This is a genomic window from Agrobacterium sp. DSM 25558, assembly GCF_900100825.1.
In the GTDB taxonomy this organism is placed as follows: Bacteria; Pseudomonadota; Alphaproteobacteria; order Rhizobiales; family Rhizobiaceae; genus Agrobacterium.
The window spans coordinates 78,955-105,339 of the sequence record NZ_FMUD01000011.1 but is presented as its reverse complement, the minus strand read 5'-3'; the positions used below and the strand labels follow the sequence as shown (position 1 = coordinate 105,339).

27 protein-coding genes are annotated in these 26,385 nt (G+C 54.2%); 10 read left to right on the top strand and 17 right to left on the bottom strand.

Annotated features, from left to right (window positions below; genetic code table 11):
- Nucleotides 1–40: 40 nt before the first annotated feature.
- The 7 genes from accD to DSM25558_RS11855 all read right to left on the bottom strand — a co-directional run bounded on the left by accD (nt 41) and on the right by DSM25558_RS11855 (nt 6,832).
- Nucleotides 41–934 carry an acetyl-CoA carboxylase, carboxyltransferase subunit beta gene (accD, locus tag DSM25558_RS11885; protein ID WP_077104972.1) on the bottom strand — a complete coding sequence of 298 codons (894 nt, stop codon included), beginning with the start codon at nt 932–934 and terminating at the stop codon, nt 41–43.
- A gap of 37 nt (nt 935–971) precedes the next feature.
- Nucleotides 972–1,811, bottom strand: coding sequence for a tryptophan synthase subunit alpha (trpA, locus tag DSM25558_RS11880; protein ID WP_077104971.1), 840 nt, complete (start codon nt 1,809–1,811; stop codon nt 972–974).
- Between the two features lie 2 nt (nt 1,812–1,813).
- Nucleotides 1,814–3,034, bottom strand: coding sequence for a tryptophan synthase subunit beta (gene trpB / locus DSM25558_RS11875; protein ID WP_077104970.1), 1,221 nt, complete (start codon nt 3,032–3,034; stop codon nt 1,814–1,816).
- Between the two features lie 2 nt (nt 3,035–3,036).
- On the bottom strand, nt 3,037–3,693 hold the full coding sequence (locus DSM25558_RS11870; RefSeq protein ID WP_077104969.1) for a phosphoribosylanthranilate isomerase: 657 nt from the start codon (nt 3,691–3,693) through the stop codon (nt 3,037–3,039).
- A gap of 103 nt (nt 3,694–3,796) precedes the next feature.
- A complete protein-coding gene (locus tag DSM25558_RS11865) occupies nt 3,797–4,564 on the bottom strand; it encodes a M48 family metallopeptidase (protein ID WP_077104968.1) in 768 nt (255 codons plus the stop codon).
- A gap of 45 nt (nt 4,565–4,609) precedes the next feature.
- Nucleotides 4,610–5,845: a polyhydroxyalkanoate depolymerase gene (locus tag DSM25558_RS11860; RefSeq protein ID WP_077104967.1), complete on the bottom strand. Its 1,236-nt coding sequence runs from the start codon at nt 5,843–5,845 to the stop codon at nt 4,610–4,612.
- 144 nt (nt 5,846–5,989) lie between these two features.
- Nucleotides 5,990–6,832 carry a fumarylacetoacetate hydrolase family protein gene (locus DSM25558_RS11855; RefSeq protein WP_077104966.1) on the bottom strand — a complete coding sequence of 281 codons (843 nt, stop codon included), beginning with the start codon at nt 6,830–6,832 and terminating at the stop codon, nt 5,990–5,992.
- 192 nt (nt 6,833–7,024) lie between these two features.
- On the opposite strand from DSM25558_RS11855, the gene DSM25558_RS11850 reads away from it, so the two are divergent.
- A complete protein-coding gene (locus DSM25558_RS11850) occupies nt 7,025–7,627 on the top strand; it encodes a nitroreductase family protein (RefSeq protein ID WP_077104965.1) in 603 nt (200 codons plus the stop codon).
- Between the two features lie 117 nt (nt 7,628–7,744).
- On the opposite strand, the gene gyrB is transcribed toward DSM25558_RS11850, so the two are convergent.
- From gyrB to DSM25558_RS11825, 5 genes are all read right to left on the bottom strand, one after another.
- Nucleotides 7,745–10,183, bottom strand: a complete 2,439-nt coding sequence (gene gyrB, locus DSM25558_RS11845) for a DNA topoisomerase (ATP-hydrolyzing) subunit B (protein ID WP_077104964.1) — start codon at nt 10,181–10,183, stop codon at nt 7,745–7,747.
- A gap of 159 nt (nt 10,184–10,342) precedes the next feature.
- Nucleotides 10,343–10,708 carry a helix-turn-helix domain-containing protein gene (locus tag DSM25558_RS11840; protein ID WP_077104963.1) on the bottom strand — a complete coding sequence of 122 codons (366 nt, stop codon included), beginning with the start codon at nt 10,706–10,708 and terminating at the stop codon, nt 10,343–10,345.
- Complete coding sequence (locus DSM25558_RS11835) at nt 10,705–11,292, bottom strand: Smr/MutS family protein (protein WP_077104962.1); 588 nt, start codon at nt 11,290–11,292, stop codon at nt 10,705–10,707. The genes DSM25558_RS11840 and DSM25558_RS11835 overlap by 4 nt, the downstream gene beginning before the upstream one ends.
- Nucleotides 11,292–12,401: a murein transglycosylase A gene (locus tag DSM25558_RS11830; protein ID WP_077105011.1), complete on the bottom strand. Its 1,110-nt coding sequence runs from the start codon at nt 12,399–12,401 to the stop codon at nt 11,292–11,294. Before DSM25558_RS11830 ends, DSM25558_RS11835 begins: the two co-directional genes overlap by 1 nt.
- A gap of 5 nt (nt 12,402–12,406) precedes the next feature.
- A complete protein-coding gene (locus tag DSM25558_RS11825) occupies nt 12,407–13,102 on the bottom strand; it encodes a Tim44/TimA family putative adaptor protein (protein WP_077104961.1) in 696 nt (231 codons plus the stop codon).
- A 201-nt stretch (nt 13,103–13,303) separates the two neighbouring features.
- Here DSM25558_RS11825 and DSM25558_RS11820 point away from each other — a divergent pair, with 201 nt between their 5' ends.
- Nucleotides 13,304–13,816: an FxsA family protein gene (locus DSM25558_RS11820; protein ID WP_077104960.1), complete on the top strand. Its 513-nt coding sequence runs from the start codon at nt 13,304–13,306 to the stop codon at nt 13,814–13,816.
- Between the two features lie 84 nt (nt 13,817–13,900).
- A complete protein-coding gene (gene secB, locus DSM25558_RS11815; protein ID WP_077104959.1) occupies nt 13,901–14,383 on the top strand; it encodes a protein-export chaperone SecB in 483 nt (160 codons plus the stop codon).
- 142 nt (nt 14,384–14,525) lie between these two features.
- Here the strand turns inward: secB and dnaQ are convergent, their stop codons facing one another.
- The 5 genes from dnaQ to DSM25558_RS11790 are packed head-to-tail and all read right to left on the bottom strand — an operon-like array spanning nt 14,526 to nt 18,133.
- Complete coding sequence (gene dnaQ, locus DSM25558_RS11810; protein WP_077104958.1) at nt 14,526–15,224, bottom strand: DNA polymerase III subunit epsilon; 699 nt, start codon at nt 15,222–15,224, stop codon at nt 14,526–14,528.
- A gap of 2 nt (nt 15,225–15,226) precedes the next feature.
- On the bottom strand, nt 15,227–15,826 hold the full coding sequence (gene coaE / locus DSM25558_RS11805; protein ID WP_077104957.1) for a dephospho-CoA kinase: 600 nt from the start codon (nt 15,824–15,826) through the stop codon (nt 15,227–15,229).
- A complete protein-coding gene (locus tag DSM25558_RS11800; protein WP_077104956.1) occupies nt 15,823–16,686 on the bottom strand; it encodes a shikimate dehydrogenase in 864 nt (287 codons plus the stop codon). Before DSM25558_RS11800 ends, coaE begins: the two co-directional genes overlap by 4 nt.
- Nucleotides 16,679–17,278, bottom strand: a complete 600-nt coding sequence (locus tag DSM25558_RS11795) for a Maf-like protein (protein ID WP_077104955.1) — start codon at nt 17,276–17,278, stop codon at nt 16,679–16,681. Before DSM25558_RS11795 ends, DSM25558_RS11800 begins: the two co-directional genes overlap by 8 nt.
- A gap of 33 nt (nt 17,279–17,311) precedes the next feature.
- Complete coding sequence (locus DSM25558_RS11790) at nt 17,312–18,133, bottom strand: pyruvate, water dikinase regulatory protein (RefSeq protein WP_077104954.1); 822 nt, start codon at nt 18,131–18,133, stop codon at nt 17,312–17,314.
- A gap of 406 nt (nt 18,134–18,539) precedes the next feature.
- Here DSM25558_RS11790 and hemE point away from each other — a divergent pair, with 406 nt between their 5' ends.
- From hemE to DSM25558_RS11755, 7 genes are all read left to right on the top strand, one after another.
- Nucleotides 18,540–19,574, top strand: coding sequence for a uroporphyrinogen decarboxylase (gene hemE / locus DSM25558_RS11785; RefSeq protein ID WP_077104953.1), 1,035 nt, complete (start codon nt 18,540–18,542; stop codon nt 19,572–19,574).
- Nucleotides 19,571–20,116 carry a protoporphyrinogen oxidase HemJ gene (hemJ, locus tag DSM25558_RS11780; protein WP_077104952.1) on the top strand — a complete coding sequence of 182 codons (546 nt, stop codon included), beginning with the start codon at nt 19,571–19,573 and terminating at the stop codon, nt 20,114–20,116. The genes hemE and hemJ overlap by 4 nt, the downstream gene beginning before the upstream one ends.
- A gap of 187 nt (nt 20,117–20,303) precedes the next feature.
- A complete protein-coding gene (gene rho / locus DSM25558_RS11775) occupies nt 20,304–21,569 on the top strand; it encodes a transcription termination factor Rho (protein WP_103587028.1) in 1,266 nt (421 codons plus the stop codon).
- Nucleotides 21,570–21,655: 86 nt separating this feature from the next.
- A complete protein-coding gene (gene mnmE / locus DSM25558_RS11770) occupies nt 21,656–22,981 on the top strand; it encodes a tRNA uridine-5-carboxymethylaminomethyl(34) synthesis GTPase MnmE (RefSeq protein WP_077104951.1) in 1,326 nt (441 codons plus the stop codon).
- A gap of 58 nt (nt 22,982–23,039) precedes the next feature.
- A complete protein-coding gene (mnmG, locus tag DSM25558_RS11765; RefSeq protein ID WP_077104950.1) occupies nt 23,040–24,917 on the top strand; it encodes a tRNA uridine-5-carboxymethylaminomethyl(34) synthesis enzyme MnmG in 1,878 nt (625 codons plus the stop codon).
- An 11-nt stretch (nt 24,918–24,928) separates the two neighbouring features.
- On the top strand, nt 24,929–25,546 hold the full coding sequence (rsmG, locus tag DSM25558_RS11760) for a 16S rRNA (guanine(527)-N(7))-methyltransferase RsmG (protein WP_077104949.1): 618 nt from the start codon (nt 24,929–24,931) through the stop codon (nt 25,544–25,546).
- Between the two features lie 20 nt (nt 25,547–25,566).
- Complete coding sequence (locus tag DSM25558_RS11755; protein ID WP_077104948.1) at nt 25,567–26,361, top strand: ParA family protein; 795 nt, start codon at nt 25,567–25,569, stop codon at nt 26,359–26,361.
- Nucleotides 26,362–26,385: the final 24 nt, after the last annotated feature.

The following is a 26,385-nucleotide window of genomic DNA, read 5'->3' as shown; positions in this document are numbered from 1 at the left end:
ATCCGTCATCGGCCCCTCCGGAGCCCAGTCGCGAATGACGTCAGGCGGAAGCGGCCAGTGGCAGGATTTCCGCAGACGTATCGGCTGGTGCCTTGGTCATGATCTTGAACAGACTTGCCAGCGTATCGGGAATTTCACGCCGATCCACGACCATGTCGACCATGCCGTGATCCAGCAGATATTCCGATGTCTGGAAGCCCTCAGGCAGCTTTTCGCGGATCGTCTGTTCGATCACGCGCTTGCCCGCAAAGCAGATTTCCGCACCCGGCTCCGCAATGTGCACGTCGCCCAGCATGGCGTAGGATGCCGTTACGCCACCCGTTGTCGGGTTGGTCAACACGACGATGTATGGCATCCCCGCTTCCTTGAGCATGTTGACCGCAACTGTGGTGCGGGGCAGCTGCATCAAAGATAGGATGCCTTCCTGCATGCGTGCGCCACCGGAAGCAGGGAACATCACCACAGGGCAACGCTCGGAAATGGCGCGCTCGAAGGCCTTGACGATTGCTTCGCCGGCAGCAATGCCAAGCGAACCACCCATGAACTGGAATTCGTGCACGATGGCGACGATTTTCAGGCCCTGCAGCTTGCCGACGCCCGCCAAGATCGTATCTTCCTGTTCGGTCTTCACGCGGCTATCACGCAAACGGTCGGAATACTTTTTGGAGTCGCGAAACTTCAACGGATCCTGGGCGACCTTCGGCTGTTGAAGCGCTTCATAAACGCCACCGTCGAACAGATCTTCAAGACGTGCCTTGGCCGGCATCTTCATGTGAAAACCGGAGGCCGGGATGACCCACTTGTTTTCTTCCAGATCCTTGTGAAAAACCATCTCGCCCGTCTCGGGGCATTTGATCCAGAGATTTTCCGGTGTCTCGCGGCGGCCAAGCATGGAGTTGATCCGAGGCCGTACGTAATTGGTAATCCAGTTCACGTCTAATACTCCTGACTATCTGCGCTGAACCGAAGACTTATTCGGCAGCAGCAAGGCGCGATGCGCGCACACCTGTTGAAAGTCCCTTTACCAGCGTTGTGACGAAGGGAACAGTGTCATTCGTGGCTTTGCCATCCTTGGTCAGGCTGGCGGCAATCTGGTTGACGATGACAGATCCGACCACGACACCGTCAGCAACCGCGCCGATGGCACGGGCATGATCCGCTGTCTTGACGCCAAATCCGACGCAGACCGGAAGGCCGGTATGGGATTTGATCCGCCCAACGGCACCGGAAATCAGCGCCGGTTCCGGCAATGCCGAACCGGTGATCCCGTTGGTCGAAACATAATAGACGAAGCCCGATGTGTTTTTGAGAACAGTGGGCAGTCGCTTCTCATCGGTCGTTGGCGTCGCAAGACGAATGAAATTGATGTCGCGGCTCAACGCCGGAACGCACAGCTCATCGTCCATTTCCGGCGGCAGATCTACGACGATGAGGCCATCTATGCCAGCCGCCAACGCGTCATCCAAAAACTTTTCAACGCCATAGATGTAGATTGGATTGTAATAGCCCATCAAAACGATCGGTGTCGCACTATCCTGCTTGCGGAATTCCCGGGCCAGATCGAGCGTCGTCTTCAGCGTCTGTCCGCCTTTCAGCGCGCGTTGTGCGGCAAGCTGAATGGCTGGACCATCCGCCATGGGGTCGGAAAACGGCATGCCGAGTTCGATCACATCGGCACCGGCTTCCGGCAGCGATTTCATGATGTTGAGCGATGTCTCGAAATCCGGATCTCCACCCATGAAATAGGTGATCAGTGCCGGGCGGTTTTCAGCGCGCAGATCAGCAAAGCGCTTGTCCATACGTGCAGTCATGATTACGCACCCGTTTCCAGAAGTTTCGCTACGGTAAAGATGTCCTTGTCGCCACGGCCGCAGAGGTTCATGACGATAATCTGGTCTTTATCCATTTTTGGCGCACGCTTGATGACTTCGGCCAGCGCGTGGGCTGGCTCCAGCGCTGGAATAATACCTTCGGTTCGTGTCAGTAACTGGAAGGCATCCAGCGCCTCATTGTCCTTGATGGGTACATATTCAACGCGACCGGCGTCTTTCAGCCACGAATGTTCTGGGCCGATGCCTGGATAATCGAGACCGGCGGAAATCGAGTGACCTTCCTTGATCTGACCATCGCCATCCTGCAAAAGGTAGGTGCGGTTGCCGTGAAGCACGCCGGGGGACCCGGCCGTGAGAGACGCGCAATGCTCCTCGCCCTCAAGACCTTTACCGCCCGCTTCAACGCCAACGATTTTGACGCTGGCATCATCCAGGAACGGGTGGAACAGGCCAATGGCATTGGAGCCACCGCCCACGGCTGCCACCAGCATATCAGGAAGGCGACCTTCAGCTGCCATCATCTGCTCACGCACCTCGTGCCCGATGATCGACTGGAAGTCGCGGACCATTTCCGGGTATGGATGCGGACCGGCTGCGGTGCCGATCATGTAATAGGTGTCGTCGACATTGGTGACCCAGTCACGCAACGCTTCGTTCATCGCGTCTTTTAACGTGCCATGCCCAGCCGTCACCGGCTTTACTTCGGCACCCAGAAGCTTCATGCGGAAAACGTTTGGGGCCTGACGCTCCACATCGGTTGCGCCCATATAGACAACGCAGGGAATACCGAAGCGGGCAGCGACGGTTGCCGAGGCAACACCGTGCTGGCCAGCACCGGTTTCCGCGATGATGCGGGTCTTGCCCATGCGCTTGGCAAGCAGGATCTGGCCAAGGCAATTGTTGATCTTGTGCGACCCGGTGTGGTTCAGCTCATCGCGCTTGAAGTAAATCTTTGCGCCACCAAGCTCTTGGGTCAAGCGCTCTGCAAAATAAAGCGGGCTTGGACGACCGGTGTAGTGGGTGTTGAGATGGGCAAGCTCAGCCTGAAAATCGGGATCGGTCTTCGCCTTGTTCCACTGCTCCTGCAATTCAAGAATAAGCGGCATCAGCGTTTCGGCAACGAAGCGGCCCCCGTAAGTACCAAAACGACCGTCCTCATCGGGACCGGCGCGGAAAGAGTTGGGTTTCACCGTTTCGTTCACTCTTAAACTCCCTGCGGCCTTGCCGATCGGACCGCATCGAAAAATGCGTCGATCAGGGCCAAATCCTTCACACCCGGCGCGCTTTCGACACCGGACGATGCATCTATTCCCCTCGCCCCGGTTTCTTCCAAGGCTTCAGCGATATTGTCTTTATTCAATCCACCGGAAAGCATGTAATCCACGCCTTCGTCAAGAGTGCGTAGCAAGGTCCAATCGAAGGACACGCCATTCCCGCCTGGAAGATCGGAACCCGCTGGCGGTTTGGCATCGAACAGGAACTTGTCGGCAATCCCTATATAGGGATGAATTTTGGCAAGATCATCGCCATCACGAATGGAAAACGCTTTTATGACGGGCAATCCATAGACAGCCTTGATGTTCAGCACTCTCTCCGGAGTTTCGCTGCCATGCAGTTGCAGCATGTCCGGCTTCAACAAATCGATGATCTCGTCCAGCTCGTCATTGTCGGCATTGACGGTAACGGCCACGACTTTGACGCTGCCGCGCACGGCATCGGCCAGCTTGCCTGCGATGTCAGGCTCGATATTGCGTGGGCTCTTTTCAAAGAAGATAAAGCCGATATGGGTCGCACCGCGTCTAACCGACCGCTCAATGGCGTCCGCCGACTTCAGTCCGCAAATCTTTATGTCCGGTTTCATACGGTGGGAGGTGCCACGAAATGCGTCCAAAGTCGAGCCAAATCCAGTTTCCGCTCAGACAGAACAAGTGTTTCACGTGAATCCAAAACACTTTTGGAACGTTTCAGTCAAAGTCGATGGCATGGAGTTGTGATCCATTGCGCTTCAACCAAGCCTTTGACGTTTCAGTATGCGGGCAGAGCCGTTCACATAGCGCCCAGAATTTTGGGCCGTGATTCATCTCGCGAAGATGCGCCACCTCATGGGCGGCGAGGTAATCGATGACGCTTTCCGGTGCCATGACGATGCGCCAGGAAAAACTGAGATTGCCTTTGTGCGAGCAGGAGCCCCACCGGCTGCGGGTGTCTTTCATGGAAATGGAGCGAACAGATTTGCCGACTGTTTTTGCGTGAACAGCGACCAGCCGTTCCAGATCGGCGCGCGCTTCTTTTTTCAAGAACGTAGCAATTCGCTTGCCCAAGCTTTCCGGTAGCCCGCTCACCCTCAGCACGGCCTCGCCGTCCGCGTTTGTCACCACATGTGTCACGCCGCGCAATGTGCCGGTATGCTCGATGCGATGTGCCACGCCGCGAATATCGATCTTCCCGCCATCCACGATACCTGCATCGTCCGAAAACTTCGCCAGCCTGCTTTTCAGCCAGCCATTGTAACGGTCCAGGAAGTCATCGACCTCACGGTGGTGTAGACCATAGGGAATGGTCATCTTCAGCGCTTTGCCACCCGGTTCAATGCGAAGCGTGATGCGGGTTGCGCGCTGGTTTTCCTTGATGGTGATAGGCAAGCTACGACCACCGACCTCCACCAAACGCTGAGAGGGCGCGGCTTTCACAGACGCAGGTGATTTCGGGGACTTTCGGAGAAGCGAAAACATGTCCTTTCATAACGATTCGCACCGCAAAAAGCTATCCGCCTATCCTTAAGCAGCCTTTTCATGTTTGCGCATGAAATCCACCATGCGCGGCACGATATCGCTGCGGAAGCGTGAGCCGTTGAAAACGCCGTAATGGCCGACATCCGGCTGCATGTAATGCTCACGCTTGCTGTCTGGAAGATTGAGACAGATGTCATGCGCCGCCTTCGTCTGGCCAACACCGGAGATATCGTCGTTTTCACCTTCCACCGTGAAAAGCGCCGTATGTCGAATGGCGGACGGGTCGACCGCCCTGCCCTTGTGCAACATTGTGCCTTTGGGAAGCGCATGCTCGATAAACACCGTCTCGACCGTCTGGAGATAGAACTCCGCCGTCAGATCCATCACGGCCAGATATTCATCATAAAATTCGCGATGTTTCTCCGCCGAATCCCCGTCATTCTTGACGAGATTGAGGTAGAAATCCTTATGCGCCGTCATGTGCCGGTCGAGGTTCATCGACATGAAGCCAGAGAGCTGTAGAAAGCCTGGATAGACGGAACGGCTGAAACCCGGCTGCGGCCATGGCACCTGCATCACTACATTGTCGCGAAACCACTCGATAGGCTTGCCTTTGGCCATCTCATTAACGGCGGTGGGATTGATACGCGTATCGATTGGCCCACCCATCAGCGTCATCGAGGCAGGAGCGCATGTGTCATCATCCGCTTCCATCAGGGAAACGGCCGCAAGCACCGGCACGGACGGCTGGCAAACGGCCACGACATGTACGCCTTCGCCGATGTGATGCAGCATCTCAATCACGTGGGAGATATAGTCATCCAAATCGAACCTGCCGTCCGTTACCGGCACCGTTCGCGCATCTATCCAGTCGGTAATGTAGATCTCGCCGTAAGGGAGCAAAGCTTCCACGGTGCCACGCAGCAAAGTGGCGTAATGGCCTGACATGGGAGAGACGATCAATATTTTTGGCTCAGCTTTGCGATTTTCGCCGAGATCACGATTGAATCGCACCAGATTACAGAATGGTTTCGACCAAACGGTTTCCTCGATAACGCTCACGCGCTTGCCGTCAACCACGGTGGAGGACAGCCCGAATTCAGGTTTTCCGTAACGCCGGGTCAATCGCTCGAATACCTCGAAACCAGCATCCATGCTGCGCCCAAAGGCGGTATTGGATAAAGGGCTGAGTGGATTGCTATAAGCCTGGCGCATCATATCTGCGCCTGCCCTCAGCGGGGCCATGGCCGCATGGTTCATTTCATAAAGATGGTAGAACATGGATGAACGCCTCCCGTCGTTTATCTCGGTCTTTCGCAGGATAATAGCATCTTTTCGCACATGCACAAAATGCGCTAAGCGCTGGTGAGTTGCACCAGCGCTTAAAATGCTTCCAGAGATAATGGCTCTAACCAAGGCTGACGCTTAAACGTCGGCGACGAAAGTTTGCTTCTGAGTTCCCAGACCTTCGATGCCGAGTTCGACCACATCACCAGCTTTCAGGAAACGCTGTGGCTTCATGCCGAGGCCGACGCCGGGAGGCGTGCCTGTGGAGATGACGTCGCCGGGATGCAGTGACATAAACTGGCTGAGATAGGAAACGACATGAGCGACACCATAAACCATCGTCTTGCTCGAGCCGTTCTGCATTGTCTCACCATTGACCTTCAGCCACATGCCAAGGTTTTGTGGGTCGGCAACTTCATCCTTGGTCACGAGCCAGGGACCGATTGGGCCAAAGGTGTCGCAGGATTTTCCCTTGGTCCACTGGCCCTGGCGCTCGGATTGAAACGCGCGCTCCGACACATCATGGGAAACACAATAGCCAGCGACATAATCCAGCGCATCGTCTTCCGAGACATATTTCGCCGTCTTGCCGATGACGACACCGAGTTCGACTTCCCAGTCCGTCTTTTCCGAACCGCGCGGGATAACGACATTGTCGTCGGGGCCGACGATGGCGGAAGTGGCCTTCATGAAGATAACCGGTTCCGATGGCACCTTGGCACCGGTTTCGGCAGCGTGGTCGGAAAAGTTGAGACCGATGCAAATGAATTTGCCCGTTCCGGAAACGCAGGCTCCGACGCGCTCGCCAGCCAGAACGGGAAGCGAAGAGAGATCAATGGCAGCGATTTTTTTGAGACCCTCGGGCGAGATTGCCTCGCCACCGATATCTTTCAGTTGTGAAGAAAGATCACGGACTTTTCCATCCGTATCGAGGATTGCTGGCTTTTCCTGGCCGGGCTGGCCGACGCGCATCAGTTTCATAAGGTCTCTCCCACTTGTATTTGATTATGCATATATGAACGAACTATTTATCCTTGTCACCATTTCATGGTCAAAAACGCGAACCAACATAGGCCTTGCGCATTCTCCTATCCGTGGCATTGAATGAAGGCTAAGCCACATCATGGCTTTACGCTGCATCCATGTGACGCACAAAATTGTCGAGGAGATGATATGACCTACAGTAATTCACGCCAATCCGAATACCCGGTCGATCCCATTTTTCTGGACCGATGGTCACCGCGCGCATTTACGGACGCAGCAATGCCCAAAGAACATTTGCTGACGATCCTCGATGCGGCGCACTGGGCTCCATCGGCGTCGAATCTCCAGCCTTGGCGCTTCGTTTACACCCATAGAGGCAGCCCGGACTGGGACAAATTCGTGGGCCTGCTGATGGAGGGAAACCAGCGTTGGGCCAAAAACGCGGCGGTTCTGCTCTTTGTCATTTCCCGTGATTACAATATTTCGCGCGATGGCGAGAGGAAGCCTGCGACGACCCATTCGTTCGACGCCGGAGCTGCATGGTTCTCGCTCGCGATTCAGGCGCATTATCTCGGCTATCACGCCCATGGCATGGCGGGCATCTTTAAAGACAAAATCGGAGAAGCTCTCAATGTGCCGCAAGGCTATGTCGTGGAAGCAGCCGTCGCCATCGGTACGATCGCTGACAAAAGCACCTTGCCCGACGAACTGGCCGCACGCGAAGTTCCAAGCGAGAGATTGCCGCTTGCCGACGTGGCGTTTGAAGGAAGCTTCACTGGCAAGGCGGATTGAGCTGGTCGCTATCAACCGACAGAACAACAAAAGGCCCGGTGGAAGCATATCCACCGGGCCTTTTGTTAACATTGCGTTTCACGTGAATCGTCGCATTCGACAATCCACCGGTTAAAATCAGATATCGAGATTGGCGACGTTGAGCGCGTTTTCCTGGATGAAGTCGCGGCGCGGCTCCACTTCATCGCCCATCAGGCGGGCAAACAGGCTGTCGGCATCGGTGGCGTCTGGAATTTTAACCTGCAACAACGAGCGGACATTGGCGTCGAGCGTAGTTTCCCACAGCTGCTCGGCGTTCATTTCACCGAGACCCTTGTAACGCTGCATGGAAAGGCCCTTGCGGCCTGCCGCAAAGATCGCGTCAAGAAGCGAGCGCGGGCCGGAAATTGTCAGCGTACCATCCTTGCGTTGCAGCACGGGCGGCGTCTTGTAAACGTCACCCATGCGGGTGGCCAGCTGGTCGATGTGTCGAGCATCTGCTGAACCCATCAAGCCCATATCCAGCGTGGAGACTTCCTTGACGCCACGCACCATGCGCCAGAAACGTAAGCCACCATCGTTCATGACTTCGCCGGTCCAGCCGCGCTCCGTCTCTTCGGCAATCATGTCCAGACGGCGTGAGACTTCAGCAACGGTCGCTTCGGCCTTGCTGGCGTCTGCCGACAGTTCGGGATTGAGTGCACCAGCGATGGCGGCCTGCTCCACGATGGAGCGGCTGTAGCGCGAATGCAGGCTGTCGATCAGCGTGCGCATTCGCACCGCATCAAGAATAACCTCGCGCAAATCCTGACCAACCCGGACTTCACCCGAACCGATGGTCAGAGACGCTTCTTCGATGCCCATGGAAATCAGGTATTCTTCCAGCGCCTTTTCGTCCTTCAGATACTGGACGGACTTGCCACGTGTGACCTTATAAAGCGGTGGCTGCGCAATATAGAGATGACCGCGCTCGATCAACTCCGGCATCTGGCGGAAGAAGAACGTCAGCAGAAGCGTGCGAATATGCGCGCCGTCCACATCAGCATCGGTCATGATGATGATCTTGTGGTAACGCAGCTTGTCGGCGTTGAATTCGTCCTTGCCAATGGATGTGCCGAGCGCAGTAATCAGCGTGCCGATTTCCTGGCTGGACAACATCTTGTCGAAACGAGCGCGTTCCACATTCAGGATTTTACCGCGCAAAGGCAGAATGGCCTGAGTTTCACGCGAACGGCCTTGCTTGGCGGAACCGCCAGCGGAGTCACCCTCCACGAGGAAGACTTCGGATTTCGCCGGATCGCGTTCAGAGCAGTCCGCCAGTTTACCCGGCAAGGATGCGATATCGAGAGCGCCCTTACGGCGGGTCAGTTCACGCGCTTTTCTGGCAGCTTCACGGGCAATGGCAGCTTCGACCACCTTGCCGACGAGAATCTTCGCCTCCGTCGGATGCTCTTCGAACCATGTGCTGAGAGCTTCATTGACGAGATTTTCGACGACGGGACGGACTTCAGAAGAAACCAGCTTGTCCTTGGTCTGCGATGAGAACTTCGGATCTGGAACCTTGACCGAGAGAACGGCCGTCAGACCTTCACGGCAATCTTCGCCTTGAAGGGAGACCTTCTCGCGCTTGGTGATGCCAGAGCTATCGGCATAGGACGTAACCTGACGCGTCAGAGCGCCGCGGAAACCGGCCATATGCGTGCCGCCGTCGCGCTGCGGGATGTTGTTGGTGAAGCACAGCATGTTTTCATGGTAGCTATCGTTCCACCACATGGCGACTTCAACGGTAATGCCGTCTTTTTCGCCAATGATGTAAACGGGCTTGTCCACCAGCGGCTTCTTGGACCTGTCAAGATAACGCACGAAGGCCTCAAGACCGCCATCATAGAGCATTTCTTCCTGCTTAATGTCGGAGTGACGCTTGTCGGTCAACAGAATGCGCACGCCCGAATTCAGGAACGCCAGTTCGCGCAGCCGGTGTTCCAGCGTTGCGTAGGTGTATTCTGTCATGGTGAAAGTTTCGGTGCTGGCGAGGAAGGTCACTTCCGTGCCAGAACGACCTTCATATTCACCAACAACCTTCAGTGGACCGTCGGCCACACCGTGGGTAAAGGAAATTTCGTGGGTTTTTCCATTGCGGCGAATGCGCAGCTTAAGCCAAACCGACAGCGCGTTCACAACGGAAACACCAACACCGTGTAGACCGCCAGACACCTTGTAGGAGTTCTGGTCGAACTTTCCACCCGCATGCAGCTGCGTCATGATGACTTCGGCAGCCGAAACGCCTTCACCAGTGTGAATATCCGTGGGAATGCCGCGACCATTATCGGTGACAGAGACCGAACCATCGGCGTTCAGCGTAACCGTTACCAGATCAGCGTGGCCGGCTAGCGCTTCGTCGATGGCGTTATCCACGACCTCGTAGACCATGTGGTGCAGACCAGAACCATCGTCGGTATCACCGATATACATGCCGGGACGTTTGCGAACCGCATCAAGCCCCTTGAGCACTTTGATCGAATCGGCTCCATAGGCTGCACTAGCGGCGTTTTTTTCGCTCGACGTCGTTTCAGTCATAAGCACTCTTTCCAAATGTATCTGTCGCAGCGCATCCAAAACAAGAACGGCGCGGCAGCGAATCACTTTAAATCTGACGTGTGACTATAGAAATTCCGCCTCGATATCCAAAGTCCACGAGCGCCAAAACCCAGCACAAAGTCGGGGATAGCGCGGGTTTCAATCGCAAGAACGGCTTTTTTGCAGCACCTCTGTCAATTCATCTATCACAGTTGGCGACAGCTTGCGAATATTCCGCGCCAATCCGTTGGCGAGCGCCGTATATTCCTTCGGCAAACCGGCCGTATCGATCACCACACGCGGATCGGACGCACCAGCCAGCGAGAATAATTCATCGGCCTCATCCCAGATGATGTTGAAGTAGCCGGCAATGCGCTGGAGAAGATCGAAACTCGGCTTGCCGCGCCTCCCATGTTCTAGCGCAGAGAGATAGGCAGGCGAAACGCCAATCGCCAGCGCCATCTGCTTTTGCGTAACGCCCTTTTTTTCCCGCAGCACTCGCACGGCATCGGCAAAGGGTGTCATGAGGGCTCACCACGCCGCCGCGCCAGACGCACATAAAGCGCACCATCGCCGCCATGGTTCATCGATGCATCCTCATAGGACGAGATGAGATAGCGATACTCCGGTTTGGAAAACCACATGGGCACCGCCCGCTTCAATGCGCCATCGCTGCCCATGGACCGGCCCTTACCAGTAATGACCAGCACGTGGCGCAAACCGCGCTCATGCGCCCGAATCAGAAAATCGAGAAGCACGGCGTGGGCTTCGCTCTGGAACATCCCGTGCAGATCGATGCGCGCCTCCAGCGGCAAGCGTCCACGGGTCAGCTTTCGTTTGACCGGCTTTTCCAGCGGGCTGTGAAAACGCTTCTTGTCTGCTTCCGTCAATAAGGGTTGAGGGATTGTTTCGATGATCATCTGCGGGAAAGGCGGTATGGGTTTGCCGGGTTTCTTTTCCGGCTGCGGTGGCAACACGACCTCGGCTTCGGCCTCCAGCGTTTCAAAAGCAAGAAGATCCTCGGGACGACCGGAAATCAACCGCGTCGTCTTGGCCACCTTCCCCCATAAAATACGCTCGTCCTTGCCGAGCTTGCGGCCACCCTTCATCACCGATACCTTTCCGCTGCTCCACGCGGTATCAGTATATAAAAATCTGCGTCATTGCGCACCGTGCCTGCAAGCTCTCCCGCCTCATCGCCAGACCCCGTGAAAATATCGCCGCGGGCAGGCCCGACAATGGCAGAACCTGTATCGAGTGCCAACATCAGCCGGCCAAAGGAATGACCAGCATCAAGATGGGTGAGGCTCTTCGAACTGATAAAAAAGGGGAAGCCAAACGTATGGATCAGCCGATCGACCGCAAGCGACCGACCGGTGATCAAAGGAACCTTGGCGGCAGCAACAGGTCCAAGCTCCAACCCCTCCACATCCGCCTCGCGGAAAAAGATGTAGGAGCGATTGTGCCAGAGGACTTCATCCACCTGGTCCGGATGGTCGGCTAGCCAAGTGCGGATCGTCTGCATCGAGATTGTAGCCGGATCGAGCTCACCTTTGTCCAGCAAAAGTAGACCGATTGGAGAGAAGGGATGACCGGCCTTGGCCGCATAGGTGATCCGTTTAATCGTGCCATCGGCAAACCGAAGCCGGGCCGCACCCTGTACATGGACGAAAAAGAGATCGACCTTCGATTTCGCCCAGGCAATTTCGAGACCACGACCATGGAGATATCCGCGGTCGATCTCTCCCCTGTTAGGATATGGGGAAATCGCACCATCTCGCTCGAGCCCGAAGGCATAATAGGGATCGATATCGGATGGTCTGTTGGTCTCATCCAGATCGATGAGGTCTGCCGGGCGACGATAAATCGGATATTTCCAGACCGCATCCGGTGTAGCCGATACGTCCAGCTCCGGCTCATAAAATGCAGTGACGAAACCGCTTCTGCCCGATGCGGGAGATATTTTGAATGGAAGGCACTCCGCTTCAAAGAAGCGGCGGGCAGAAAGCGCATCAGTTAGATCTACACTTTCGGCGCTCTCCAGAAGAGGAACAAGGTCATCCGCTTCCAGACCAAGAGTTCCGGTGCGATAGGGCTTGGCGTGACGCAAATGTTCGAGAACAGAGTGCATGGCCGGAAACAGCGCCGAAGGATCGTCCGTCTGCCAATCGGGCAGTTCATCGAACGACACTTCTTCTAAAGCAAAATCCCGGCCCATGCTGTTCATTGTTCGGATTCGGTCGCGATCAGCTTCCAGTTTGGATCGCGCGAACGGATGTCGCGCGAGAAGGTCCAGATGTCGTCAACCTCGGAGACATTTTCCGCGTCGCCATCGATAACCTTGCCATCCTTGTCATAGGTGGCCGAAATCAACTGGCTGATGATCCGCAGTGTAATCTGTTCTTCGGAATCGCGAATGCTGGCATGGGTGATATCGATCTTTTCGGTGCCTACGAAAGTCGACTTGATCACTTCACCACGGCTCTCGCGCTCGGAAATCGCCGCATCGAAACCCTCATATACTTCCTTGGACAGGAGGTTCTTGAGCGTCTTGCGGTCGCCATCGGCAAAAGCCATGACGATCATTTCGTAAGCCATCCGGGCACCGTTCAGGAACTCCTTCGGCTCGAAAGACGGATCGGTCTTTGTGAGTTCACGAAGTGAATCATTGAGCGCTGAACCCACGGGGGCGATGGCATCGATTGCTGCAAAACGGTTTTCTTCCTCACCTTCCCCGCGGCGCGGCAAGGTCACGACCTTGTTATCGTCAGCCGGAGATTTGGCGGCATCACGCGGGCTGTAAGGGTCCACTGGTGGCTTCTCATTGCCGGTACGGCGGCCAAGAACACTGCGAAGCTGAAGAAAAATCAGCACTGCAGCCACAAGGAAAAACAATGTTATAAAGTCGCTTGAGCCCATCTTTTACCGAAACCGCCATTTAAATCTAATTTTCTACACATCATATAGTCTGCATCTGCTCATCATTCAAACCTGCAGATTCAATCGGTTCTATCCATCGGTCGACATATTGATGATATCGTCCCGATCCAGCATCGAATTTTCCGAAAACGGGTTTGAAACTTTCGTCTCGACTGACCTGTAACACGCAAGGCTAGCAATATGCGTTTCTCTTTCTTACCCGTCATCGTTCTTATGATGCCAATCCTGGAGATTGCCGGCTTCATCGTCGTCGGCAAGGCGCTGGGATTGTGGCTCACGCTGGCGTTGATCCTTTTTACTTCTTTCCTCGGGCTGGTCATTCTCAGATCCGGCGGCCTCGGCATGGTGCGCAATCTTCAAACCGCAAGTCGCTCGGGCGATGAACCGGCGCAGGCCATGATCAATGGCGGTATGCGCGTTATTGCTGGTATTCTGTTGTTCGTGCCTGGCTTCATTACCGATGTCATCGGTCTTCTTCTTCTCGTTCCCGCTTTCAGAACGCTCATCTGGAAAGCGATCGGTCCCCGCATCGTTGTTGCCAGCTCGTTCAAGAACCAGGGTTTTCGAACTGGTCCGCAAAATAACGGGTCTGCAAAGGTGGTGGTTCTGGACGATGACGACTTCCACCGTGATGGGCCAAACCAGTCGCCATGGTCTGCGAATAGAGACGACCGCGACCTGCCGAAACCTTGACGCCACCCTGCATATCGAAGGGTTGTAAGCCTATTGTCTAAATGATAGAGGGCTTTTCAAGAATTCAATCCGCGAGGACATAGTATGACCACTGAAAACGGTGCGCTGGACGGTGCAAACCCTTCCCTCAATATTCTGACGCAGTACACCAAGGATTTGTCCTTTGAAAATCCAGGTGCCCCCCGCTCGCTTCAGGCCCGTGATGGCGCTCCTGCCATCAACATCAATGTCAACGTCAATGCGAACCCAATTTCCGGTTCTGATTTCGACGTCGTTTTGACGCTGAACGCAGAAGCCAAGGATGGCGACAAGGTTCTGTTTGTGGCTGAACTGGTCTATGGCGGCGTTTTCCGCATCACCGGCTTTCCGCAGGAACACATGCTGCCGGTTCTCTTCATCGAGTGCCCGCGCCTGCTGTTTCCCTTCGCACGCCAGATCATTGCGGACGTTACCCGCAATGGCGGCTTCCCGCCATTGATGATCGACCCGATCGATTTCTCTCAGATGTTTGCCCAGCGCGTTGCCGAAGAACAGGCCCGCGCCAAGGTTCAGGCCGTTCCGAACTGATTTTACGAAAACATAGACGAGTTGGTGAACCCGGGTCAAAAGCCCGGGTTTATTTTTGAGCGTCTACAAACACTCAATGTAATCTGTGAGCGTTTCCAGGGATCGCGTGAACCAACAAACTTGGTCCCCGCTTCAGACATCTTCACTGCTGATACTTGTTCCAGATCGCCTTGTCGCCCATCACTAGAACCAGTTTTCCATGCGCGGCAGCGGTCTCGGCATCCAATCTCGGTGGTAAAGGCTTAATCCGGTGTAACGGTTCGCTCGGCACCTCATCCACGACGTTGACCGTTTGAGTTTTGGCTGCGCTTCCAAATCCCAGCGCCGTCTGGCGACCGCCGATCATCTCGATATAGACTTCGGCCAGAAGTTCGGAGTCGAGCAGCGCGCCGTGTCTTGTACGGTGCGAATTGTCGATACCGTATCTGCGGCAAAGCGCATCCAGCGAATTCGGACCCATCGGATGTTTGCGGCGCGCCATGGACAGCGTGTCGGTTACCAGCTCCGGTGAAACCGGCCCTATTCCAAGCCGGGCAAATTCCGCGTTGATGAAACCCATATCGAATGTCGCATTATGCGCGACCCAACGCGCACCTTCGAAGAAATCCCTGATTTCCTGAACGACTTCTTCGAACTTTGGTTTGTCTCGCAAAAACTCATCGGTGATGCCATGCACCGCCAATGCATCCGGATGAACCTTTCGGTCCGCCGGGTTGATATAAAGATGGATCGACCGGCCTGTCGGGAAATGATTGAAAAGCTCGATACCACCGATTTCAATGATGCGATCGGCCTTCGATTCCAAACCCGTTGTTTCCGTATCGAATATGATTTCGCGCATGGTCAAACCTTTCCGTCTCGCCTGGTCCGCAAGGCAACCAGCACCGCCTGCACCTGTACGCGGGCATCCTCCAACCCACGTCCGGTATCAATAATGAAATCGGCACGCTTCCTTTTTTCCTCATCTGGCATTTGCCGCGCAAGGATCATCTGGAACTTTTCTTCGCTCATTCCAGGCCGCGACAAAACCCGCTGGCGCTGAATATCAGAGGCGCAGCTGATAACGACAATCACATCTACACGCTTTTCAGCACCGGTCTCGAACAGAAGCGGAATATCGAGCAAGGCAAACTCAGAACCGTTCTGTCGTTCACGCTCCACAAATTCGTCCTGCTTACTCCTCACTAGCGGATGAACAAGCTGCTCCAGCTTTGCAAAATTAGCCGGATTTTGTCGAAGAATTTGGCCGAGTTTCTCGCGGTTGACGCGACCTGCCTCCGTCGTCCCTGGAAAAGCGTCTTCGATCAGAGGCGCAGCTTCTTCTTCATAGAGCTTATGCACCACAGCGTCGGAATCGCAAACCGCCACGCCTTCCTGCGCAAACAGTTCGGCAGTCGTTGACTTTCCCATTCCGATCGATCCGGTCAGCCCGATGGTGATCATGCGTGCTGTTCCATATCCTTGATGATCAGTGATCGCAGCGCTTCATCCACGTTTGGTACTTTTCCAAACCATTTCTCAAAACCGGGTTTGGCCTGGTGAAGCAGCATGCCGAGCCCATCGACAATTGAAAAGCCCTGTCGCTCCGCCATTCTCAAAATGGGTGTCTTCAACGGAACATAGACGATATCAGTCACGACGGCACCGTTACTCAGCCCCGAAAAATCGATGTCCGGCACTGCGCTCCCATCCATGCCCAGCGACGTCGTGTTGACGAAGAGCCCCGCGCCGCTCGATACTTCGTGCAGAGCCTCCATCGAATGAGCAAATACGTGAACACCAAACCGGTCACGTAATTCGTTGGCTCGCGCCACCGTGCGGTTGACCACGTGGATTTCGGAAATACCTCGGTCTCGGAGGGCCTGAATGACGGCTCGACTTGCACCCCCCGCACCAAGAACCACTGCCCTGTCGGTTTCGTCCCATCCCGTATGAGCTGCGTCCAGATTGGACACGAAGCCGTAACCGTCCGTGTTCGATGCATGTACAACACCATCCTCAAGCCACAAGGTATTGACTGCTCCCAGCTCCTGCGCAAGGTCGTCCGGTCGGTCTGCCAATCGATAGGCGGATTCCTTGTGTGGGATCGTGACGTTGCCGCCAACAAAATTGCTCCCACTGTCGGACTTCAATTCGGTGATGAATTTTTCGAAATTTTCTGGCGCAACTTCTATTGCTTTATAAGAGCCGGCGATCTCGAATGTTTTTAGCCAATGCCCGTGGATCAATGGCGAACGGGAATGCGTGATCGGGTAGCCGGTGACAAAAGTGTTTATAGTTAATGTTTCACGTGAATCAGCCATCGATCAGGCCCAGTTCTCGAAGTTTTGTTAAGAGAGGCAAAAGCGGCAGACCAAGGATGGTGAAATAATCGCCTTCAATTGCGGTAAATAGCTGGATTCCCTCTCCCTCCAACTGGTACGCGCCAACGCTGGAGAGCACTTTGGTGCCGACGCGTTCCAGATGCCGATCAACAAAAGCTGCATCCAGCTCTCGCACCGTCATGTCGGCAACCGTCACGACATCCCAGATGATTTCACCATTTCTGGCGAGCGCAGCACCACAATTCAGCCGGTGCGTTTTGCCAGACAAAGACATAAGGTTTGCATGGGCCTCCGTCATATCCTTAGGCTTATGATAGATTCGATCCGCGAGCGACATCGTCTGGTCACACCCCAGAACAATCGCATCCGGATTTAACGCGCTGACTGCTAGGGCTTTTGCCTTAGCAAGCTCCACCGCGATCCGGTCGGGCGTCGCGCCCTCCTTCTCAAGTCGTGCATCGACGGATCGCTCGTCGATATCGGCGGGTTGCACGGAAAAGCTGAGACCCGCATTGCGCATCAGCATTTGCCGCGAAGCACTGGAAGAAGCAAGAATAAGGTCTGGTTTCATCAACCACGGTCTCCGAACAATTTGGCGAAGGGATTAGCGTGTCCGTTGACGAAGGGCAAGAATGGCGGCAGCCGTCTCTTCAATCGAGCGCCGTGTCACATCGATCATCGGCCAATTGTTGCGAGCGCAGAGCGCGCGGGCATATTTCAACTCTTCCATGATCGTGGCCCGATCGATGTATTGGCCTCGATCAAAGCCACCTGTCGTGCCGAGTTCACGGTGTTCGCGCACCTGCGATATCCGGTCCGATGTCGCCACAAGTCCAACGATCAAAGGCCTGGATGCCTTATAAAGACTTTCGGGCAGCGGAGCGCCGGGGACGACTGGAATATTCGCGGTCTTTATACCCCTATTGGCGAGATAGATGCTGGTCGGCGTCTTCGACGTCCGGCTGATACCGATCAGCACGACGTCCGCGTCGTCATAGCTTTCCGGCATCTGCCCGTCATCATGATCCATAGCAAAGTTCAGCGCTTCAATGCGTGCGAAATATTCGGCGTTAAGCGCATGCTGTGCGCCAACCCGCCGTCTGGAGGCTGTTCCAAGATATGTCTGAAAAATACCAATGACAGGTTCGAGAACGTTCACGCATGGAACGCCAATCGCGTGACATTGAAGATCAAGAAATTCCGCAAGCTGCTCATCGACAATCGTATATAGCACGATTCCCGGCTCCTTATCGATACTGTCGAGGACTTGTTGCAGCTGTTTTTGGTTCCTGATCATTGGATAGACGTGTTCAAGCGGCATCGCCGCGTGAAACTGCGCCGATACCGCCCTACCCGCCGACATCAGAGTCTCCCCCGTGGAGTCAGAAATCAGATGAAGATGGAAGAAGCTTTTTTGGTTCTCCACGCTGTTTTCGTCTCCCTGTTGATAAGGGTGGACAACATCAGACTTTCGGGCGGGCAATGGTCGCCCCGGCGCAAAACCTGCGTTTTATCCACAATCGGCTTTTGGTGTAGCAAGCAAAGACCCGCTTGTGAATTGTGAGGAGAACGTCAGACTGTTAAAAATGATACAATGATTATCCACAGGATGGTTTAGATTTCATGATATCATAATTTATTGAAAATCATGATATTTTCAGCTTTATCCCGGATATCAGGCAGACACCGTATCGCCATTGTCATTGTCGAAATCGAACGGCGTCACATGCGGCATATCCGCCGGATAAATTTTAATCCTTGCTACTCACAGACTCTAAGAAATAGAAAATCTTAAGAATCTCTTTTATTTTATTTTTAGAAAAGATGAGCTGATGTCTGAACGTAGCGTTTTGAAGGTTTTGAATGGGGAGGCACTGACCCCTCCGCCGATCTGGCTGATGAGACAGGCTGGTCGTTACCTTCCCGAGTATCGAGAAACGCGCAAAGCGGCGGGAAGTTTCCTAGACCTCTGTTATAATCCAGAGCTGGCAACCGAGGTGACGCTCCAACCGATCCGCCGTTTCGATCTGGATGCTGCCATTCTGTTTTCCGATATTCTGGTCATTCCCGATGCTCTGAACCGCAACGTCACGTTCACCGAGGGCAAGGGTCCAGCGATGCATCCGATTGACCCTGCGGGCATCTCTGCTCTGAAACCTGACAACATCCTGCCGCATCTCGCGCCGGTATTTGAAACGGTCACGAAGCTGAGGCGTGAGTTGCCATCGAAAACCACGCTGCTCGGGTTCTGTGGTGCGCCCTGGACCGTTGCGACCTATATGATTGCTGGACACGGAACGCCGGATCAGGCCCCTGCTCGTCTGTTCGGTTACCAACACCCGGAGGCCATGGAAAAGCTGCTGTCATTTTTGGCTGAGGTCTCTGCCGATTATCTCGTTGCGCAACTCGATGCGGGAGCGGATGCCGTCCAGATATTCGATTCCTGGGCGGGTGTGTTGGGCGAGAAAGAGTTCGAGGACTATGCGGTGAAACCGGTTGCCCGGATTATCGCCTCCGTGCGAGCCCGTCGACCGAACGCAAAGATCATCGCTTTCGCGAAAGGCGCAGGTATCCTGTTGAAGGACTACCGTCAGAAGACGAAGGCAGATGCTATCGGCCTCGACTGGAGCGTGCCGTTGTCCTTTGCTCGCGACCTTCAGAAGGACGGCCCGGTGCAAGGCAATCTTGATCCGATGCGCATGGTGGCGGGTGGTAAGGCATTGGAAGACGGCATTGATGCCATTCTCGACTGTCTCGGGGCCGGTCCACTGATCTTCAATCTCGGCCACGGAATTACGCCTCAGGCTGATCCTGAAAACGTTGCAAGGCTCGTATCGAGAGTCCGCTCTTACGGAGTGGCAAAATGAGCTTGGAAGCGCAGACCTCGTCAAAGGCCGGCCGCAAGTCCCGTCTGCGGGCGGCAGTGGCACTCGCTGCTTTTGTGGCGCTGGTTGCGCTTGTCTTGCATGTCGATCCGGCGGATGCCTATCTGTGGATCAAGGCTTTGCACATCATTGCCGTTATCTCGTGGATGGCCGGGCTGTTCTATCTTCCGCGGCTGTTCATCTACCACACGGATGCAGCACCTGGCTCTGAGACATCCGAGACCTTCAAGATCATGGAGCAGCGGCTTCTCAAGGTCATTATGAACCCGGCGATGATGATTTCCTGGGTGCTGGGCCTTTATCTGGCCTGGTCGGTTTATGGATTTTCCGGTGGATGGCTGCATACGAAAATCGGCTTCGTCGTGCTCATGACGGCGACCCATGTCTACTTCAGCCGAAGCGTGAAGCGATTTGCACGGGATGAGAACACTCGTTCTGCAAGTCACTGGCGGTTGATGAATGAGGTTCCGACCGTTCTGATGATCCTGATAGTCATACTGGTGGTTGTGAAACCCTATGCCTGACGGGCGATCACGATAATTTTCTCGGAATTGGTGCTTTCCTCTTGCGGCTTTCCGGTTGAATCGCTATTTTCCCGTAACCCATCTCAATGGCATGTGAATTATTCAGCCGTCTGCGGGACACCCTCAGTACCTGATTCGCGATCAAGCCTTTCCCCACACACATTTTTTAAAGACGGTCTTTCTCTTCATGGCTGAAATGAAGCTACAGGAACTTAAGAGCAAATCCCCAACCGATTTGCTGACTTTTGCCGAATCCCTGGAAGTCGAAAATGCGAGCACGATGCGTAAGCAGGAGCTCATGTTTGCAATCCTCAAGGTTCTGGCAAGTCAGGACATCGAGATCATTGGGGAAGGTGTCGTCGAAGTTCTCCAGGATGGATTTGGCTTCCTGCGTTCTGCCAATGCCAATTATCTGCCGGGCCCGGACGATATTTACATCTCGCCCTCGCAAATCCGTCGTTTCTCCTTGAAAACGGGCGATACCGTTGAAGGCCCGATTCGGGGACCAAAAGAAGGCGAGCGCTATTTCGCGCTGCTGAAGGTCAACACGATCAACTTCGACGATCCGGAAAAAATTCGTCACAAGGTCCATTTTGACAATCTGACGCCGCTCTATCCCAACGAGCGTTTCAAGCTGGAGCTGGAAGTTCCGACATCCAAGGACCTTTCCGCTCGCGTCATGGATCTCGTTGCACCACTCGGTAAAGGCCAGCGCGGTCTGATCGTCGCTCCGCCACGAACCGGTAAAACTGTTCTTCTCCAGAACATCGCTCACTCCATCACTGCCAATCATCCCGAATGCTATCTGATCGTTCTGCTGATCGATGAGCGTCCCGAGGAAGTGACGGACATGCAGCGCTCGGTGAAGGGCGAAGTCGTATCATCCACATTCGATGAACCGGCTGTTCGTCACGTTCAGGTCGCTGAGATGGTCATCGAAAAGGCCAAGCGTCTCGTCGAACATGGCCGTGACGTCGTTATCCTGCTCGACTCCATTACACGCCTTGGCCGCGCCTATAACACCGTCGTTCCCTCTTCCGGCAAGGTTCTGACCGGTGGTGTGGATGCCAACGCTCTGCAGCGCCCCAAGCGCTTCTTTGGTGCCGCCCGTAATATCGAAGAAGGCGGCTCGCTGACGATCATTGCCACGGCGCTGATCGATACCGGCAGCCGTATGGACGAAGTCATCTTTGAAGAATTCAAAGGTACGGGTAACTCTGAAATCGTGCTGGACCGTAAGGTTGCCGACAAGCGCATCTTCCCGTCCATGGATATTCTCAAGTCTGGTACGCGTAAGGAAGACCTGCTCGTTCCGCGTCAGGACTTGCAGAAAATCTTTGTGCTGCGCCGTATTCTGGCACCGATGGGCACGACCGATGCCATCGAGTTCCTTATCGACAAGCTGAAGCAGACCAAGACAAATGGCGATTTCTTCGACTCCATGAACACTTGATCCGTTGGGTATCAATCCTCATTATCGATCATAAGGCCGCGTCCCTCATACGGATGCGGCCAATTGTTTTAGCGAGATAACATTCGATGTCTCAGTCCACTGATACAATTTATGCTTTGTCGAGCGGCTCTCTGCCAGCTGGCGTCGCAGTGTTACGACTGAGTGGGCCGTCAGCGCTTACGGCTCTGGTGTCTTTGATCGGTGAACCCCTGCCGTCCCCTCGGCGGGCCGCGCTAAAAACGATTCGTAACCGAAACAATGAAGAACTTGACCAAGCCCTCGTTCTACAATTTCCAGCACCTTATTCTTTTACCGGAGAAGATTGCGCCGAAATCCACATTCACGGCAGCAGAGCCGTCGTGGAGGCTGTCTTTTCCGAACTCGACGCCCTTCCCGGCATGCGCCCAGCGGAGCCTGGCGAATTTTCTAAGCGTGCCTATGACAACGGCAAAATGGACTTGCTGGAAGTCGAAGGTCTTGCCGACCTTTTAAAGGCTGAAACAGAAATGCAGCGACGTCTGGCTGTCGAACAGACCAGTGGGCGTCTATCTGGACTCTATGATGGATGGGCACATCGCTTGACCCGTTGCCGCGCTTTGATTGAAGCAGAGCTGGACTTTTCCGACGAGGAGGATGTTCCCGAATCCGTTGCCGCGCAGGTATGGAACGATGTTTCCGCCCTCCGGAATGAACTAGAGCACCACCTCCATGCTGGATATTCTTCTGAAATCATCAGAGATGGGTTCAAGGTTGCTCTCGTTGGAGCGCCGAATGTCGGCAAGTCCAGTTTGCTGAACGCTCTTAGCGGTCGCGATATCGCTATCGTCACTGACATTGCTGGCACGACGCGCGATGTTTTGAGCGTTGATCTTAACATCGACGGCTATCTGGTGACTGTCTTCGATACTGCTGGCCTAAGAGAAACCAATGACGTCGTGGAGCTTGAGGGCGTTCGTCGTGCACGACAAACCGCAAGCACTGCTGATCTTGTTCTTTTGCTTTCTGATATTGATTCGGCTCCGCAACAATTTGAGGAGACCTCGTCGGCGTCAGTCATTTCGATAGAAACGAAGGCTGATATTCGACGAGCCGGTCAACACCAAAACTCTGACATGTCCATTTCATCTAAGACCGGTGCAGGGCTGGATGTCCTGCGTCAAAGAATTAGTTTTGAGATCGCCAAACGCGTGGGTGTTGCCCAGACACTTGTCCCTGCAAGGGCGAGGCATAAGAAACGTCTTGAAGAGACGCTAAACTATGTTAGTGATGCCTTGAAATCCGAAGGAATGGATTTGGCGATCCGTTCGGAATATCTACGTTTGGCCGCAACGTCCCTTGGGCGGATTACGGGCCGGGTCGATGTCGAAGACTTGCTGGGCGTCATATTTTCCGAATTTTGTATCGGTAAATGATTCACGTGAAACATTCGCATTCTGATCAACAGAGGCGACAGGGATAAAGAGATTTATAATGACATATGATGTCGTTGTAATTGGCGGTGGGCATGCCGGAAGCGAAGCCGCTGCCGCTGCGGCTCGTCATGGTGCCAAGACGGCTTTGTTGACGCACAACAAAGATACGATTGGCGTCATGTCATGCAATCCTGCCATTGGTGGCCTTGGAAAGGGCCATCTCGTGCGAGAGATCGACGCACTCGACGGTCTTATGGGCCGTGTGGCTGATGCTGGCGGCATTCAGTTCCGCATGCTCAACCGCAAGAAGGGCCCAGCCGTTCGTGGTCCTCGCACCCAGGCTGATCGCCGACTTTATCGTGAGGCCATGCAGGCAGAAATTGCTGCAATCGAAAACCTGACGATCGTTGAAGGCGATGCCCACGATATCGAAATCGTCCACGGTAACATCAACGCCGTCGTCCTGGTGGACGGTCGAAAAATTTCTTGCGCAGCCGTTGTTCTTACCAGCGGCACATTTCTGCGAGGTCTGATTCATATCGGTTCCGAAAAGATACCGGCGGGACGTGTTGGCGAAAAGCCGTCTGTCGGACTATCTGACACTTTGGCTCGATCTGGCCTAAGCATGGGGAGATTGAAAACGGGGACTCCCGCTCGGCTCGATGGCAAAACCATCGATTGGGCAGCAGTTGAGCGCCAAGGGGCGGATGCTGATCCTGTTCCGTTTTCCTTTATGACGGATAGAATTGTCAATCCCCAGATCGAATGTGGCGTAACCCGAACGACACCGGCCGGACACAAGATAATTCAGGACAATATCCATTTGTCTGCCATGTATTCAGGACAGATCGAAGGCGTGGGGCCGCGTTACTGCCCTTCCATCGAGGATAAGATTGTCCGCTTCGGAGAGCGAGACGGCCACCAGATATTTCTGGAGCCGGAAGGCCTGGACGACGATACGATTTACCCGAACGGCATTTCGACGTCCCTTCCCGCTTCTGTTCAAGAAATGTTCATTCACACGATCCCCGGACTTGAGCGTGTCAAGATTCTTCAGCCGGGCTACGCGATCGAGTATGACTATGTCGATCCTCGTGAACTAAAGCCATCGCTGGAATGTCGCAAGGTACCAGGGCTTTTCCTAGCAGGTCAGATTAACGGTACAACGGGCTATGAGGAGGCTGCGGCGCAAGGCCTGGTGGCAGGGCTGAACGCTTCGTTGCTTGCAAGCGGCGCTGACCCCATCCATTTTAGCCGCACGGAATCTTATATTGGTGTTATGATCGACGATTTGACGTCCAAGGGCGTCACCGAACCTTATCGCATGTTTACCTCCCGAGCGGAATATCGCCTATCACTGCGTGTCGATAATGCAGATCTTCGTCTAACTCCTGTCGGTGCCAAAGCTGGCATTATTGGGTCTGAAAGAGCGAAGCGATTCGAAGCCTTCATCAATGCCCTCGACAAAGATCGTTCGATCCTAAAAGAGAGTTTTATCAGTCCCTCTCTTGCCGCAAAGCATGGATTGAAGCTTAACCAAGACGGACAGAAGCGGTCAGCGTACGAGCTGCTGTCCTATCCGGAAATTACATTGCACACCCTTACTGCGATTTGGCCCGATTTTCATCAGATATCGCCGAAGGTTGGGGAAGTCTTGGAAATCGAAGCAAGTTACGCCGTCTATATGCAGCGGCAGAGTGCTGACATTGTCGACATCAAACGGGACGAAGATCGAAAAATCCCGGATGATTTTGATTTTTCTACGTTGTCTGGCCTTTCCAATGAATTGAAGCAGAAACTTCAGAAGGCTCGCCCTGAAAATATTGCTCAGGCCGGTCGCATCGATGGAATGACGCCCGCAGCCGTCTCATTGATTCTTGCGTTAGTGAAAAAAGGCACTTATACGCAAACTCCAAAGTTGCGTGCACATCCATAACGAGTCTCAATATGATGATAAACGGCCAAAGTGTTTCACGTGAAACACAAGAGCGGCTTGAGCTATTTGTCGAGCTTTTCAAAAAATGGAATGCGACGACCAACCTTGTTGCACCCTCCACGCTCGGTGAACTGTGGTCACGCCATATCGCTGACAGTGCGCAAATTTTCCAGCTCTCTCCAAAGCCTCAAGTCTGGGTGGATTTGGGAAGTGGCGGCGGATTTCCAGGTATCATAACGGCTATTTTTTTGGCTGAACTTCAAAACGGTTGGGTTCACCTCGTCGAGAGCAACAATAAAAAGGCTGGATTTCTCCGCGTTGCGCTTAAAGAGACAGGTGCCCGGGGTTCGGTCCATCCCATTCGAATCGAAGCTGCACCTTCGGCAATAGCATCCTGTGACGCAATATCCGCCAGAGCACTGGCCGAGCTTGATTTATTAATGGATTACATTCATCCATGGAGCACTACCAACGAAAATTTGCGCTGTTATCTGAACAAAGGTCGGGATTACGAGGCTGAGGTGCAAAAAGCGCGTGGTCGTTGGGATTTCGATCTGTTAAGACATCAAAGCAGCGTCGAAGCGAGCTCTGTTGTTCTTGAAATTAGCCGTCTTGCCTCGAAAAGCTGATTTACCAAGTCAGGTGCGGCATCATGTTCGAAAAAAACCGGATAATCACGATCGCGAACCAAAAGGGTGGCGTCGGTAAAACGACGACGGCCATAAACCTTGCCACAGCACTTGCTGCTATTGGTGAACGTGTCCTCGTTGTCGATCTCGACCCCCAGGGCAATGCAAGCACCGGTTTGGGCATAGATCGGCGGTCTCGTAAGCTTTCGTCTTATGATCTTCTCGTCGGCACCAATTCCGTTGCGGAAGTGGCTGTGCCTACGGCAGTGCCAAATCTTGATATTGTCGCGTCGACCATGGATCTGCTTGGTTTCGAAATGGAAGTCGCCAATGCTGCAAACCGTGTTTTCTTTTTGCGCAGCGCGCTGCAAGCCAATGATGCCCGCGCCTATTCTTACATTCTGGTCGATTGCCCGCCCTCATTCAATCTTTTGACAATGAATGCTATGGCGGCAGCGCATTCTGTGCTTGTTCCGCTGCAATGCGAGTTCTTTGCGCTTGAGGGGCTCAGCCAGTTGCTGGATACGGTCAATCAGATTCGTGGCACGGTCAATCCTGCCCTGGATATCCAAGGTATCGTGCTGACGATGTTCGATTCGCGCAACAATCTGGCGCAGCAGGTCGTTAACGACGTGCGCACCCATCTTGGAGAGAAGGTGTACCACACGCTCATTCCTCGGAATGTCCGCGTGTCCGAAGCGCCCTCCTATGGTAAACCAGCGATCCTATACGATCTCAAATGCGCGGGTTCCCAAGCCTATCTCCAGTTGGCTTCTGAAGTCATACAACGTGAGCGTTTGCGAAAAGCCGCTTGATAGGTAACGAATAAGCATCACAGC